This window comes from Hyphomicrobium sp. NDB2Meth4, from assembly GCF_900117445.1.
Lineage (GTDB): Bacteria > Pseudomonadota > Alphaproteobacteria > Rhizobiales > Hyphomicrobiaceae > Hyphomicrobium_A.
This window is the reverse complement of sequence record NZ_FPEJ01000006.1, coordinates 81,805-94,222: the sequence shown is the minus strand read 5'-3', so window position 1 is coordinate 94,222 and position 12,418 is coordinate 81,805. Positions and strand designations below refer to the sequence as shown.

General features: G+C 63.2%; 15 protein-coding genes. 2 read left to right on the top strand and 13 right to left on the bottom strand.

Features of this window, described 5'->3' with window-relative positions:
• Position 1 precedes the first annotated feature (1 nt).
• Positions 2-355 (top strand): ArsC family reductase, encoded by a 354-nt coding sequence (locus NDB2M4_RS12130; RefSeq protein WP_072375333.1) that lies wholly within the window; start codon positions 2-4, stop codon positions 353-355.
• Here NDB2M4_RS12130 and NDB2M4_RS12125 read toward each other — a convergent pair.
• From NDB2M4_RS12125 to NDB2M4_RS12070, 13 genes are all read right to left on the bottom strand, one after another.
• Positions 352-1,701: a ferredoxin reductase family protein gene (locus tag NDB2M4_RS12125; protein ID WP_072375545.1), complete on the bottom strand. Its 1,350-nt coding sequence runs from the start codon at positions 1,699-1,701 to the stop codon at positions 352-354. The genes NDB2M4_RS12130 and NDB2M4_RS12125 overlap by 4 nt on opposite strands.
• A 165-nt stretch (positions 1,702-1,866) precedes the next feature.
• On the bottom strand, positions 1,867-2,898 hold the full coding sequence (locus tag NDB2M4_RS12120) for an LLM class flavin-dependent oxidoreductase (protein ID WP_072375330.1): 1,032 nt from the start codon (positions 2,896-2,898) through the stop codon (positions 1,867-1,869).
• 88 nt (positions 2,899-2,986) lie between these two features.
• The gene (locus NDB2M4_RS12115) at positions 2,987-3,676 is read right to left on the bottom strand and encodes a haloacid dehalogenase type II (RefSeq protein ID WP_072375327.1); all 690 of its coding nucleotides are present in this window, start codon (positions 3,674-3,676) and stop codon (positions 2,987-2,989) included.
• A 16-nt stretch (positions 3,677-3,692) separates the two neighbouring features.
• Positions 3,693-4,166 (bottom strand): Cys-tRNA(Pro) deacylase, encoded by a 474-nt coding sequence (gene ybaK, locus NDB2M4_RS12110; protein ID WP_072375324.1) that lies wholly within the window; start codon positions 4,164-4,166, stop codon positions 3,693-3,695.
• A gap of 5 nt (positions 4,167-4,171) precedes the next feature.
• The gene (locus NDB2M4_RS12105) at positions 4,172-4,438 is read right to left on the bottom strand and encodes a GNAT family N-acetyltransferase (protein ID WP_348533040.1); all 267 of its coding nucleotides are present in this window, start codon (positions 4,436-4,438) and stop codon (positions 4,172-4,174) included.
• Positions 4,439-4,488: 50 nt separating this feature from the next.
• The gene (locus NDB2M4_RS20360; RefSeq protein ID WP_210186540.1) at positions 4,489-4,656 is read right to left on the bottom strand and encodes a hypothetical protein; all 168 of its coding nucleotides are present in this window, start codon (positions 4,654-4,656) and stop codon (positions 4,489-4,491) included.
• A gap of 190 nt (positions 4,657-4,846) precedes the next feature.
• Complete coding sequence (locus NDB2M4_RS12100; RefSeq protein ID WP_139247233.1) at positions 4,847-5,086, bottom strand: hypothetical protein; 240 nt, start codon at positions 5,084-5,086, stop codon at positions 4,847-4,849.
• 135 nt (positions 5,087-5,221) lie between these two features.
• Positions 5,222-5,902, bottom strand: a complete 681-nt coding sequence (aat, locus tag NDB2M4_RS12095) for a leucyl/phenylalanyl-tRNA--protein transferase (RefSeq protein ID WP_072375319.1) — start codon at positions 5,900-5,902, stop codon at positions 5,222-5,224.
• Between the two features lie 91 nt (positions 5,903-5,993).
• Positions 5,994-7,334: an acetyl-CoA carboxylase biotin carboxylase subunit gene (gene accC, locus NDB2M4_RS12090; RefSeq protein WP_072375316.1), complete on the bottom strand. Its 1,341-nt coding sequence runs from the start codon at positions 7,332-7,334 to the stop codon at positions 5,994-5,996.
• A gap of 100 nt (positions 7,335-7,434) precedes the next feature.
• Positions 7,435-7,905, bottom strand: a complete 471-nt coding sequence (gene accB, locus NDB2M4_RS12085) for an acetyl-CoA carboxylase biotin carboxyl carrier protein (protein WP_072375543.1) — start codon at positions 7,903-7,905, stop codon at positions 7,435-7,437.
• A 55-nt stretch (positions 7,906-7,960) separates the two neighbouring features.
• Complete coding sequence (aroQ, locus tag NDB2M4_RS12080; RefSeq protein ID WP_072375313.1) at positions 7,961-8,413, bottom strand: type II 3-dehydroquinate dehydratase; 453 nt, start codon at positions 8,411-8,413, stop codon at positions 7,961-7,963.
• Positions 8,414-8,592: 179 nt separating this feature from the next.
• Entirely contained in the window at positions 8,593-9,501 is a 909-nt protein-coding gene (locus NDB2M4_RS12075; protein ID WP_083556254.1) for a DsbA family protein, read from the bottom strand.
• Positions 9,502-9,560: 59 nt separating this feature from the next.
• Positions 9,561-10,958, bottom strand: a complete 1,398-nt coding sequence (locus tag NDB2M4_RS12070) for a M48 family metalloprotease (RefSeq protein WP_244536158.1) — start codon at positions 10,956-10,958, stop codon at positions 9,561-9,563.
• A gap of 279 nt (positions 10,959-11,237) precedes the next feature.
• Between NDB2M4_RS12070 and NDB2M4_RS12065 the strand changes: the two genes are divergently transcribed.
• Positions 11,238-12,395, top strand: coding sequence for a pyridoxal phosphate-dependent aminotransferase (locus tag NDB2M4_RS12065; RefSeq protein WP_072375537.1), 1,158 nt, complete (start codon positions 11,238-11,240; stop codon positions 12,393-12,395).
• Positions 12,396-12,418 lie beyond the last annotated feature (23 nt).

The window sequence follows — 12,418 nt, the reverse complement described above, 5'->3', positions numbered from 1 at the left end:
AATGGCCATCACCATCTACGGCATCCCCAACTGCGACACGATGAAGAAGGCGCGCACCTGGCTCGACGAGCACGGCGTCGCCTACGACTTCCACGACTACAAGAAGGCCGGCATCGACCGCGATCGCCTCGAAGGCTGGGCCAAGAAGGTCGGCTGGGAGACCCTGCTGAACCGCGCCGGCACCACGTTTCGCAAGCTCCCCGACAACGACAAGCAGGGCCTCACCGAGAAGAAGGCCATCGCGCTGATTCAGGCGCAGCCATCGCTCATCAAGCGCCCGGTGCTCGATCTCGGCCGCGGCAAGCTGCTCGTCGGCTTTAAGCCCGAAGTCTACGCCGAAGCATTCGAGCGCTAGCGCATCGCGAACAGCTCTTGATGGAACTGCGTCGCAGCGTTGAGACCTTGAGCCGCGAAATCCTGCCGCAGCGCTTCGCCGAACCCGGGCGGCCCGCAGAACCAGATGCTCGCCTCGCGCCACTGGGGAACCTCGGCGCGAATCCGCTCTCCGCTCAACAATCCATCGCGCGCATCGAGAAGGATGTGCAGGCGTACATTCGCGGCGGCCGCGTCGGCCTTCAGCTTCTCGAATGCCACTTCATCGTACTCTGCGGACGCATGGAAAAGATCGACCTCCGGCCCCGCCGGCGACGTTCCCGCGCTCACTGCCCTGTGCTTCATCTTGGCGATGAACGGCGTGATGCCGACTCCACCGCCGATCCAGATTTGGCGCTTGAGATCATCCTCGAAGGTGAAGCACCCGTACGGTCCCTCGAGCTTCACGCTCTGCCCTACGCGTAGCTTGTCGCGCAGGCGCCGGGTGTGATCCCCAAGCTCCTTCGTGATGAAGGTGATGTGGCGGCTGCTCGCGGTCCACTCGGACGCAATGGTATAGGGATGCGGCCCTTCGGAAGGGTCCGACGTCGCAAAGGCGAACTGTCCCGGCTTATGGCCGGGCCAACCATCTGGCACGTCTATTCTAGTCTCCAGTGCCCGCACGCCCGGATAGTACTGCAGCGAAGCGATCTTCCCCTCGATCTGTCGATCACTACCGACGCGGCGTAGCAGCACCACGACGGCTGCGTAAACGCCGCCTGCGAGCAGCGGTATGAGCACGATCCCGATCGGCGACGCCCAGTAGCTGAACTTCAGCAGCACCACCGAGTGAAACACCAGGACGAGATACGCAACCGCGAGCAGGCGATGCGTCTTGTAAAATATCCAGTAGGGAAAGCGCTTGATCAGCGCGAGCGCGATGAGAAGCACGGCGGCATAGAACGCCCACTCGCCCAGCCCCTCGGCCGCGCCGCGCATGCCCGCGAGAAACTGTTCCACCGGATTGTCGATCGGCGGCCGCGGGCCGCGCATCGGGCGCTCCAATAAGCCCCAGCCGACCGCCCACTTCGGACCCTTGGCCCAAAGAAAGTGCACGATGCCGACCACGAGCGCGGAGATACCCAGCCACTTGTGCAGGCGGTACATCTTGTCGAGCCCGCCAAGATGAGGCTCGACCGAGCGTGGTCGCAGCGCGAGCAGCATCGCAACGCTCATCAAGGCGATGGCGAGAAAGCCGCTCAATTGAATTGCTGGCCGTCGAACCTCGAAGAGACCCGCAGCCTCTTTGAACGCCCACGGATCGGCGATCAGCCAGACGGCGGCACAAATGGCCAGGATGAGGATCAGTGCGCGCTTGATTTTATGCATGACGCCTTCTTGGTGGGGCAGCTCTTGAGCAAGCTCGAATTTGCGAAGGCTGAAGTCGTTGACCTGAATCAATGATATGCGCTGGCGTCATAGCTGAGCTCCATCGCGTGGCCAATTCACGGTATCGTCCGCGCCGCGCGGGCAATACGCACGCGGTCACCCTGTTCAGCCGACGAGCTCGCGCACCATCGGCGCCACCTTGCCGCCGTAGAGCCCAATGCAGCTCATCAGCTTTTCGTGCGGCAGCATGCCGGCGCTGTATTTGAGATCGAAGCGCGTCGCGCCGATCGCCTTCACCGTCGCCGCTATTTTCCGCGCTACCGTCTCCGGCGCCCCGACATAAAGCGAGCCGCGGGCGATCTCGTGGTCATACTCGGCCCGCTGCATCGGCGGCCACCCGCGCTCGGCGCCGATCTGATCGCGCATGCGTTTGTAGTCCGGCCAGAACTCCTCGCGCGCCTGCTCATCGCTGGAAGCGACGTAGCCCGGCGAATGCACGCCGATTGGCAACTCCGGTTGCCCGAATTCGCCCAGCGAAGCACGATAGAGCTCGGCGTAAGGTTGGAAGCGCTTCGGATCGCCGCCGATGATCGCCAGCATCATCGGCAATCCGTATCGCGCCGTGCGCACCACAGACTCCGGACTGCCGCCGACGCCGATCCACGTCTTCAGCGTCCCGCTCTCCGTTTGCGGAAACACGCGCTGCCCATTGAGCGCCGAGCGCGTATCCCCGCGCCACGTTACCGCCTCTTCGCGCGTCAACTTGACGAACAGGTCGAGTTTTTCCGCGAACAGCTTGTCGTACTGATCGAGCGCGTAGCCGAACAGCGGAAACGACTCCGTGAACGAGCCGCGCCCCAGCATCACCTCCGCACGTCCGTTCGAAGCCGCATCCAAGGTCGCAAAGCGCTGGAACACGCGCACCGGATCGTCCGAGCTCAGCACCGTCACCGCCGATCCGAGCCGGATGCGCTGCGTCCGTGCCGCAATCGCCGCCAGCACCACATCGGGTGCCGAGATCGCGAAGTCCGCGCGGTGATGTTCGCCAACGCCGAAGAAATCGAGCCCGACTTGGTCCGCCAGCACGCCCTCCGCAATGACGTTGCGGATCACCTGAGCATGCGGCAGTTCCCGCCCATCGGCGCCGCGCGTGACGTCGCCGAAAGTATCGAGCCCCAGCTCCAGAGTTTGTGCCATGCGCACCCGCTTTTTGACGCTTCAGAAGCGGGGAAAGTGGGCTCGCCAGTCCGGAACGTCCAGGGGGTGCGCCAAATGAGCAGGTTGCCTACTGCGCCACCGGCGTCAGCAATTCCGGTAGCTCCGACAGTGTGCGGATCTCGAAATCGGGCGCGCCGGGGAGGCGCTCGGCTCGGTGCCCATAGCGATTGCACCAGGCGACGTGGAACCCGAAGTTGGATGCTCCATAGGCATCCCATGCGTTCGACGACTGGAACGACACTTCTTTGGCCTTGAGACCCAGCGTCTCCAGGCCATACTCGTAGACCCGCGGATGCGGCTTGAACACCTTCACCGCATCGACCGACATGACGACATCGAACAGGTCGGTGAGCCCCGCCGCCCGCACAGCCGAATCCAGCATCTTCGTCGAGCCGTTGGAGAGAACCGCCGTCTTGAAGCCGGCCTTGCGCAACTGCGCCAGCACGCTCGGCACCTCGGGGAACGGAGCCGGCGTCAGATACAACTCCATCAGCTTCGCGTGCAGCTCGGGCGAGGAGATATCCAGTGTGTCGAGAGCGAAATCGAGAGCGTCGGCGGTCACCTGCCAGAAGTCGGCAAAGTCTCCCTGCAGCGAGCGCAGCCAAGTGTATTGCAACTGCTTCTCGCGCCAAAGTGGCGTCAGCACCGACAGCTTCTGGTCCGGCACATCCTGGCATCGCGCCGCCGCTGAGGCGAAGTCGAATAGGGTGCCGTAAGCGTCGAAGACGCAGGCCTTGATGCCGTCCAGTCGCTTCACTTCAGCGTTCTCCCGTTTAGGCTACCAGCGCCGCGGCGTTGGCTCCGAGGACCTTGAGCGCATCCTGCGGGCGGAGCTTCACCTGCAGGCCACGCTGGCCACCATTGATAAACACATAGTCGTGCGCCAGAGCGCTTTCGTCCATCGCAATCGCGACCTTGCGCGTCTGCCCGAACGGGCTGATTCCCCCGATCTTATAGCCTGTTATGCGCTCCGCATCGGGCGGCTTCATCATCTGGGCGCTCTTTCCGCCGAAGGCGGCCGCAAGCCGCTTCATCGATACTTCCCGGTCGGAGGGCACGACGGCGCAGACCGCCTTGCCGTCTACTAGTGCCATCAGCGTCTTCAGCACCCGGCCCGGCGCCTCTCCGAGCGCCTCGGCCGCCTGCAACCCGGTGCGCTGGGCTTCCGGGTCGTAGTCGTAGGTGTGCACGGTAAACGCCACCCCGCTCTTCTCGAGAGCTTGCGTGGCGCGCGTCGACTTCGCCATGTTCGCTATCCGGATGTGGGTGCCAGCGTCTTACCCAAGCACATCAGCCCAGGGTAAGGATACGACCCGTATGGGGCGATCGGCACGAACCCATGATCGCGGTAAATCGCGATGGCTGCCTGCATGTTCGGCAACGTGTCGAGCTTCATTTGTCGGTAGCCGGCGCGCTGTGCCTCGCCGATGACCGCCGCGATCAGCGCATTGCCAATCCCCATGCCGCGCGCCGCCGGCAACACGTAGAGCCGCTTCACTTCGCACGCGTCGGCATCGATCCGTCGCAGGGCGATGCACCCGAGCGCTTCGCCGGTGGCCGAGCGCGCAATCAGTAGCGCACAGCCCGGCGCACCATAGGGGCCGGCAGGTTTGCCAGCTCATCATCGAAGCCCTGCGCGCCAAGATCGACCGGCAGACTAACGGCATACGCGGCGAACATCGCGCGCACGTCTGCAAGATCGTTTTGCACGGCTGCTGCGATGTTGAATCCGCTCATGCCGCGATCTTATTTGCGATCGGGCAGGGAAGCACAACGCGGAAAAAAAGGGGGGCCCTCCAGCCGGGGAAAAGGCTGGAGGGCTGGGAGCCGGCCGGAAAGGACGGGGGGAGGTGTTTCCGGCCGGAAAATCTCTAAGGGCGCCGCGGAGGTGTCGGACAAAGGAAATTCGTCGCCGACCGGCTCGTTGTTACTCTTCGGCCGCATCCTCGATCGCGCCAATCAAGGCATCCGCTGCGGCATCAGATGCAGCCGATGTCACAACGTCGGAAACGGCGCTGTCCGAACCTGTCAATTCATCGAGGACAGCTGCGACCTCCTGGGCCGCCATGAGGTCCTCAAAGTCGCCGGCGTGAGCCGCAACTGCGCCCATTGACACCGCGGCAGCGGCCATGGCCGCGAGCAGCGCAGCCTGCAAAGACGATTTCATGTGCCTTTCTCCTGTCCCGGCGGGCACCGAGGGCGGCACCCGATCTGCCGGACATTGCGTCCGGCTCGACGACCAGCAATAGACAGGCGAAGGCGTCGGCGCTGTTACGCGGGGAACAGGCCTGCATTCGCGCCATCAGCGGCGCGTGTTGGCCTTTTCCAGCGCGGCCAGAACATCATCTGGCGAGGCATCGAGCGGCAATGCGTGAAAGTCGGCGTCGACGTCCAGCGCCTTCTCCAACAGCCGGTGAAACTCTTCGCGATTGAGTTCGACCGTGCCGAACTGCCGAAGATGATCGGTGACGAACTGCGTATCGAGCAGCCGGAACCCGCCATGCGCGAGCCGCGCCGCCAGATACACAAGAGCGATCTTCGAGGCGTCACGCTCGTACGAGAACATGCTCTCGCCGAAGAAGGCACCGTTGAGCGCAACGCCGTAGAGACCGCCGATCAGGCGCTCACCGTCCCAGACTTCGACAGTGTGGCAGTGCCCGAGGTTGAACAGGTCGCGATAAAGCGAGCGGATGCGATCGTTGATCCAGGTCGAGCGCCGCCCCGGCCGCGAAGCCGCACAGCCTTCGATCACTGCGACGATGTCGGTATCGATCCGCACCTTGTAGGGCGTGGTGCGCAGTGTCCGGGCCAGCCGGCGCGGCACGTGCACGCCATCGAGCGGAAGGATGCCCCGGTGCTGCGGCTCGATCCAGTATAGCGCCGGATCGTCTGCGCTTTCAGCCATAGGGAATATGCCACAGGTGTATGCTTTGAGCAGCACCTGCGGGGTGATCTCGATGACGATGTCGTCGCGCGAGGCCATGTGGTTCGTAGGCTTAGGTCCGCCGTTTTCCCAGCGAGCCTAGCGTGAAAACTTTTCCCACCTTCGTCAATCGCCTGCGTCGGCGACCAAACTATGACTGGGCAAGGTACTTTTCTAGCCAATGGATATCATAGGCGCCATTGGCAATATCCGGCTGGGCGATGAGCTCGTTGAAGAGGGGGATCGTCGTCTCGATGCCGTCGATGACGAACTCCGAAAGCGCGCGCTTCAGCCGCATCAGGCACTCCGTACGCGTTTTACCATGTACGATCAACTTGCCGATGAGGCTGTCGTAGTAGGGCGGGATCCGATAGCCCTGGTAGACGCCTGAATCGACACGCACCCCAAGGCCACCAGGCGGGTGCCAATAGGTGATCTGGCCCGGCGATGGGCGGAAGGTGCGCGGGTTCTCGGCATTGATGCGGCACTCGATGGCGTGCCCCGAGAATTGGACGTCCTTCTGCTTGATCGACAGCGAGCCGCCCGCAGCAATTCTGATCTGCTCGAGCACGAGGTCGATGCCCGTGATCGCCTCCGTTACCGGATGCTCGACCTGCAGGCGGGTGTTCATCTCGATGAAGTAGAACTCGCCGTCCTCGAACAGGAATTCGACCGTACCCGCGCCGCGATACTTGAGCTTGCGCATCGCCTCGGCGACGGTCTCGCCGATCTTGGCGCGCGCGGCTGCATTGAGAGCCGGCGAGGGGGCTTCCTCGAGGATCTTCTGGTGGCGCCGCTGCAGCGAGCAGTCGCGCTCGCCCAGGTGGATGGCATTCCCCTGTCCGTCGCCGAAAACCTGCACCTCGATGTGGCGCGGCTTCTGCAGATACTTCTCGATGTAGACGGCGTCATTGCCGAACGCGGCTTTGGCTTCCGAGCGCGCGGTCGACAAGGCAAGGCCGAGGTCGGCAGCCGTATGCGCGACCTTCATGCCGCGTCCGCCGCCACCTGCCGTCGCCTTGATCAGCACCGGAAAACCCATGCCCTTGGCGACTTTCATCGCCTCGGTTTCGCTGCCGACGGCGCCGTCGGAGCCAGGCACAACTGGAATGCCGAGGCGCTTGGCGGTTTCCTTCGCCTCGATCTTGTCGCCCATGATTCGGATGTGCTCCGACGTCGGGCCGATGAAGGTGATCTGGTGCTCTTCCAAGATCTCCGCGAACCGCGCGTTCTCCGACAGGAAGCCGTAGCCGGGATGCACGGCATCGGCGCCGGTGATCTCGCACGCAGCGAGCAGACGCGGAATGTTGAGATAGCTCTCAGCGGCGGGCGGCGGTCCGATGCACACGCTCTCGTCGGCAAGACGCACGTGCATGGCATCGGCGTCCGCAGTCGAATGCACGGCGACGGTAGCGATGCCGAGTTCCTTGCACGCACGCTGAATGCGCAGTGCAATCTCTCCTCGGTTGGCGATCAGGACCTTGTCGAACATTCTTTCTTGGGCAGTAGGCAGTGGGCAATAGGCAGTTGGTGATCGGCGCGCTGGCCAAATCCTCGCTGCCTACTGCCCATTGCCCACTGCCGCTCTCCTTTTATTCGATGATGACGAGTGGCTCGCCGAACTCGACCGGCTGACCGTTCTCGATCAGGATCGCCGTGACCTTGCCGGCGTGCGGAGCCGGAATCTGGTTCATCGTCTTCATGGCTTCGATGATGAACAGGGTGTCGCCCTGCGAGACCTGCGCACCCACTTCGATGAACGTCGGAGCGCCCGGCTCTGGTGAGCGGTAGGCCGTGCCCACCATCGGCGACTTGACGACGCCGGGATGCTTGGAAGGATCAGCCGGCTTGGCGGCAGCGACTGGCGCGGGACCGGCGGCCATCGCCGCGGCAGGCACGGCGGCAATCGTCGACTGCACATTGAGAGTGCGCGCGACGCGAACCTTCAGCCCGCTCTTCTCAATCTCGATTTCGGAAAGGCCAGTCTCGTTGAGCAGCTCCGCGAGCTGCCGGATCAAGCGCTGTTCGTCTCCCGAGGTCTCGCCCTGATCCTTGGCGGTCATGCTCTGCTTTTCCTTCTTGTGCGGCTTCACTTTCCGCTCGCTGCCCCTGCTGGCCCTACCCACGGCGGGATGCCGAGAGCAAGTCTGCCATAGCCTCCAGCGCCAGCTCATATCCCTTGGCACCGAGGCCGCAAATGACGCCCTTGGCTCCGAGGGAGATGTAGGAGTGCTGCCGGTACGGCTCGCGACGGAATATATTTGAAAGGTGCACCTCGATCACCGGCAGCTCAGCCGCTTGCAGCGCATCGAGCAGTGCGATCGACGTGTGAGAATAGGCACCAGCGTTGAGGATGATGGCGGCGGCCTTGTCGCGCGCCTCCTGAATCCAGCCAACGAGTTCGCCTTCGAGGTTCGACTGGCGAAAATCAATGGTCAGCGACAATGCCTTGGCCCGGGCCTCGGCCTTCCGACGCACATCATCAAGCGTGTCCGTACCGTAAACGGCGGGCTCCCGAAGTCCCAGCATGTTCAGGTTGGGTCCGTTGAGGACGTAAATCGGCTTTGTCATGAGGTCCCTGCTGCCGCCTGCAAAGACACCGGTTTAATACCGGCTCTGGGGCGGACGGCACCCCCATCTACCAGCTTTCCCGCGAGCGCGGAAGGGAGCCAGCGGTTTCCGCGCATGAAACCGCTAAGGCATTCGTTCAATTGGGTAAAAAAGCCGCAAGCCACCCTGCTCGGCCCGCCTCAGCAGTACGAGCAGCCGGATTTGCGCAGTTCCGTCACATGCTTCTCGAGCTGGTCATAGAGGTCTTCCGGGGCGCCCGGGATCGAGCGGTCGCCGACGAGGAAGTGCGGCGTGCCGTTGACGCCCATCTTCTTGGCCAGAGCCTCCGACTTCTTGATCTCCGCCTCGACGTCCGCCGACGCCATGTCCTTCTTGAGCTTCTCGATGTCGAGCCCGAGCTTGGAGGCGATCGCCAGCGCGTTTGCCTCGTTCATCACGCCCTTGGCTTCCAGCATCGCCTTGTGCATGTCCCAGTACTTGCCCTGGCGCCCGGCGGCGATGGCGACGCGTGAGGCTTCCTCCGAGCCCTTCGAGAGGATCGGCAGCTCCTTGAACACGACCCGCACCTTGGGGTCGCTCTCCACCAGCTTGATCACGTCGTGCAGGCCGCGTTTGCAGTAGCCGCAGTTGTAGTCGAAGAACTCGACGACGGTGATGTCGCCATCCGGGTTGCCGGCTACATCGGCCACCGGATCGCGATAGATGTCGCGCGCATTTTCAGCGATCGCCGTCTTCAGCTTTTCCGCCTGCTCTTTCTCCATCTTGGCCTCCAGCGCCGACTGCGCCTCGAGGAACACTTCCGGATTGTTGATCAGGTAATTCTTGATGATCTTCTCGAGCTCTTTCTTCTGCTCGGGCGTGAAATTGACCGGCGGCGGCGTTGGCGCCTCCGCCACCTTCACCGGCGATGCAGGCCCGGCCGGAGCGGTAGCCTCGGCGGCTACGGCTTCGCTGACCTTTTGCGGTGTCGCAGCAAAATTTCCCAGCAGCACCAGCGCGCCCAGCAGCGCTACGGCGGGAATGACAAGCCACGTAGCGCGCTGCTCGGTAAGCGTGCGCAGCAGCGAGGGGCGGGAGTTTGCGGACATTCGGTCTGGCCTTCTAAGGGAAGCTGTCGCAGTACGCGGCTCGTTTGAGCAAACGGCGATCAGGTCTGAGGTTTATAGTTGATGATGTCGTCGTTCTTCAGCCACTCCGGGGTCCCTTGGGGCAATTTCGTTTGAGCGCGTTTCGCGAACAGCTGCGCCTGCTTGAGATCACCTTCCAGGAAATAGGCTTGCGCGATCATCGCGTCAGCCTCCGGTCGCTTGCCCTGCTTATAATAGCTGTTGGCCAAAAGACGAAAGGCGCGAGAATTTTCGTCGTCTACCAAGGACTTACGCAAAAGCGCAACGGCTTCGTTCACCGCCGCGGGGCTCGCATCCTCCTGCAGGGCTCCTGCCAGCTGCACCCGGATGAGGCTCGCGCTGGGATCGAGCTTCAATGCTTGCCGCAGCGGAGCGATCGCCTCTCTGTTGCGCCCGGATCGCATCAGCAGGTCGCCCTTGACCTCCCAGAAGTATGGAAAGTTCGGCTTGGAGGCGATGAGGCCGTCGACTTGAGCCAGCGATGCTTCGAGCGCGCCTGGGCCACCTTGGAAGAACCGCGCCAAGGCGCGCGCGTAGCGTGCCGGCAGCGACTGATCGCTCTCGGGATAACGATTGAACACCACCTGCGGCTTTTCCAGATAGCCCGACAGCTTGGCGCGCATCAGGTCGTGCCGAAGCTGCAGCTCCGGTGCATCCTTCTTGCTGTAGTATGGGCTCGTCTCGACGAGCGTGCGCAGCCGCGCAAGTCGGTCGGTCGAGAGGGGATGGCTCCGCGCGAACGCTTCCTTCTGCGCATCCGAAATGTATTCCTGCGCCGCGAACCGCTCGAATGTCGTCAACATTCCGAGCCCGGATTGCTGCGTGGCGTTGAGGAAGGTGAGGCCAGCCTGGTCAGCCGCCGATTCCTGCTGGCGCCGTTCCGCCAGCAGCGAGCGCATGATCACCTCGTTGCCGCCGAACAATACGCCCTGGCCCGCGCCGCCCAGGCTGTTGGCTGAATCGCCGCCCGCAACGCCCCCTGCAACGATGAGGCCGATGCCGAGAATCTGTGCCAGTAGCGAGCGAGTCTGATCCTTGGCAATGCGGGCTCTGAGCGCTGCCATGTGGCCGCCGGTGATGTGGCCCGTTTCGTGAGCGATGACGCCGATCACCTCGTTGGGCGTATTCGCCTGCATCAGCGTGCCAGTGTGCACGAAGACGTTCCGACCATCGAGCACGAACGCGTTGAAGGCATCGTTCTGAACGATGCGCATCTTGATGCGGCCCGTGCCCAGTCCCGCAGACTTGAATATCGGCTTGGCGTAATCGCTCAGCACGCCTTCGATTTCCGTATCGCGGATGAGCGGAAGATTCTGCGCCGACGCCGTTGATGCCGAGGCCATGATCGCGGTGGCGATGAGGCCGCCTGCAACGGCGATCCGGCTCCACTTTGCCTTGGACACGGACGGCATCGACATTGGCAACGTCACCTTGATCGAAATAGGTTTTTGCTCACGGGCTTGACCCTAGTGAGGGCACGGATTGGCGTCAACGCAAGCCTGGACCGGATGGAATACCTGCCTATATGCCGGAATGCGGCAGAGCGATTTCGTCAGGCAGCAAAGCATGATATCGCCCCCCGCGGCAGGATTGGGGCAGCGCAGCCCCAATCCACGTTACGCTTGTGTAATGGAAGTGGGATGGCTGACCGCACGATAGACCCATTGGCGCTGACAACGGCGCTAGCTGCCGGGGAGATGCCGCTACTGGCCTCTTCGCGCAGCGCCATATCCAGCTTCATTGTCATGGACGTGATGCGCGCAGCACTCGCCGCCGAGCAGGCTGGCCGCAGCATCGTGCACATGGAGGTCGGCCAGCCCGGGACACCGGCACCAAAAGCCGCCCGCGAAGCGGCTCGCCACGCCCTCGAAGCCGAAACCCTCGGCTACACCATGGCACTCGGGAACGACGCCCTGCGTGAGCGCATCGCGCAGCATTACGCTGACTGGTACGGCGTCAGCGTCCCACCCGAGCGCATCGCCGTGACCGGTGGCTCCTCTGCCGCCTTCGTGCTGGCCTTTCTCGCCCTGTTCGATGTCGGCGACGCCGTGGCGCTGCCGAGCCCCGGATACCCCTGCTACCGGCACATCCTCACTGCTCTCGGTCAGCGGCCGGTGCTGCTGGAAACTGGGCCTGCCAATGAATGGATGCCGACACCGGACGATGTCGCCCGCGCAGCCAAGGACGGCGTCAGAGGTCTTTTGATCGCCAGTCCCGCCAATCCGACCGGCACGATGATCTCGGCCGAGCGCCTCGCCGGCATCGCCCGCGCCTGTCGTGAGAACAACGTCGCGCTCATCTCCGATGAGATCTATCACGGCCTGACGTACGCGCGGCCCGCCGACACCGCATTGGCGCACAGCAACGACGCGATCGTCATCAATAGCTTTTCCAAATACTTCTCGATGACCGGCTGGCGCGTCGGCTGGATGGTCGTGCCGCAGAGTCTTGTCGCCAGCGTCGAACGCCTCGCGCAGAACCTTTACATCTCGCCGCCCGCCATCGCCCAAGTCGCAGCCCTCGGAGCGTTCTCTGCGGGCGAGGAACTCGAAGCCAACCGGCGCGTCTATGCAGCCAATCGCGAATTGCTGCTCAACGAGTTGCCAAAGGCCGGCTTTGAAAACTTCGCGCCCGCCGATGGAGCTTTCTATCTTTACAGCGACGTCAGCCACATCACCGACGATGCTGCGATGCTGTGCCGCCGCATTCTTGATGAAGCGGGCGTCGCCGTGACCCCGGGCGTCGACTTTGACTCAGAGCGCGGCAATCGCTTCCTGCGCTTTTCCTATGCCGGAACCACCGCCAACATGGCCGAAGCTGCAAAGCGCCTGCAGCAGTGGGCTCAGCAACGCTAACCGCCCAGAAATTGCTCCGACGG

Bases quoted from the DNA above. Each gene is read 5' to 3' on its own strand.
- NDB2M4_RS12130 (WP_072375333.1), top strand. From the start codon at position 2: ATGGCCATCACCATCTACGGCATCCCCAACTGCGACACGATGAAGAAG.
- NDB2M4_RS12125 (WP_072375545.1), bottom strand. From the start codon at position 1,701: ATGCATAAAATCAAGCGCGCACTGATCCTCATCCTGGCCATTTGTGCC.
- NDB2M4_RS12120 (WP_072375330.1), bottom strand. From the start codon at position 2,898: ATGGCACAAACTCTGGAGCTGGGGCTCGATACTTTCGGCGACGTCACG.
- ybaK (WP_072375324.1), bottom strand. From the start codon at position 4,166: ATGGCGAAGTCGACGCGCGCCACGCAAGCTCTCGAGAAGAGCGGGGTG.
- NDB2M4_RS20360 (WP_210186540.1), bottom strand. From the start codon at position 4,656: ATGAGCGGATTCAACATCGCAGCAGCCGTGCAAAACGATCTTGCAGAC.
- NDB2M4_RS12100 (WP_139247233.1), bottom strand. From the start codon at position 5,086: ATGAAATCGTCTTTGCAGGCTGCGCTGCTCGCGGCCATGGCCGCTGCC.
- aat (WP_072375319.1), bottom strand. From the start codon at position 5,902: ATGGCCTCGCGCGACGACATCGTCATCGAGATCACCCCGCAGGTGCTG.
- accC (WP_072375316.1), bottom strand. From the start codon at position 7,334: ATGTTCGACAAGGTCCTGATCGCCAACCGAGGAGAGATTGCACTGCGC.
- accB (WP_072375543.1), bottom strand. From the start codon at position 7,905: ATGACCGCCAAGGATCAGGGCGAGACCTCGGGAGACGAACAGCGCTTG.
- aroQ (WP_072375313.1), bottom strand. From the start codon at position 8,413: ATGACAAAGCCGATTTACGTCCTCAACGGACCCAACCTGAACATGCTG.
- NDB2M4_RS12075 (WP_083556254.1), bottom strand. From the start codon at position 9,501: ATGTCCGCAAACTCCCGCCCCTCGCTGCTGCGCACGCTTACCGAGCAG.
- NDB2M4_RS12070 (WP_244536158.1), bottom strand. From the start codon at position 10,958: ATGTCGATGCCGTCCGTGTCCAAGGCAAAGTGGAGCCGGATCGCCGTT.
- NDB2M4_RS12065 (WP_072375537.1), top strand. From the start codon at position 11,238: ATGCCGCTACTGGCCTCTTCGCGCAGCGCCATATCCAGCTTCATTGTC.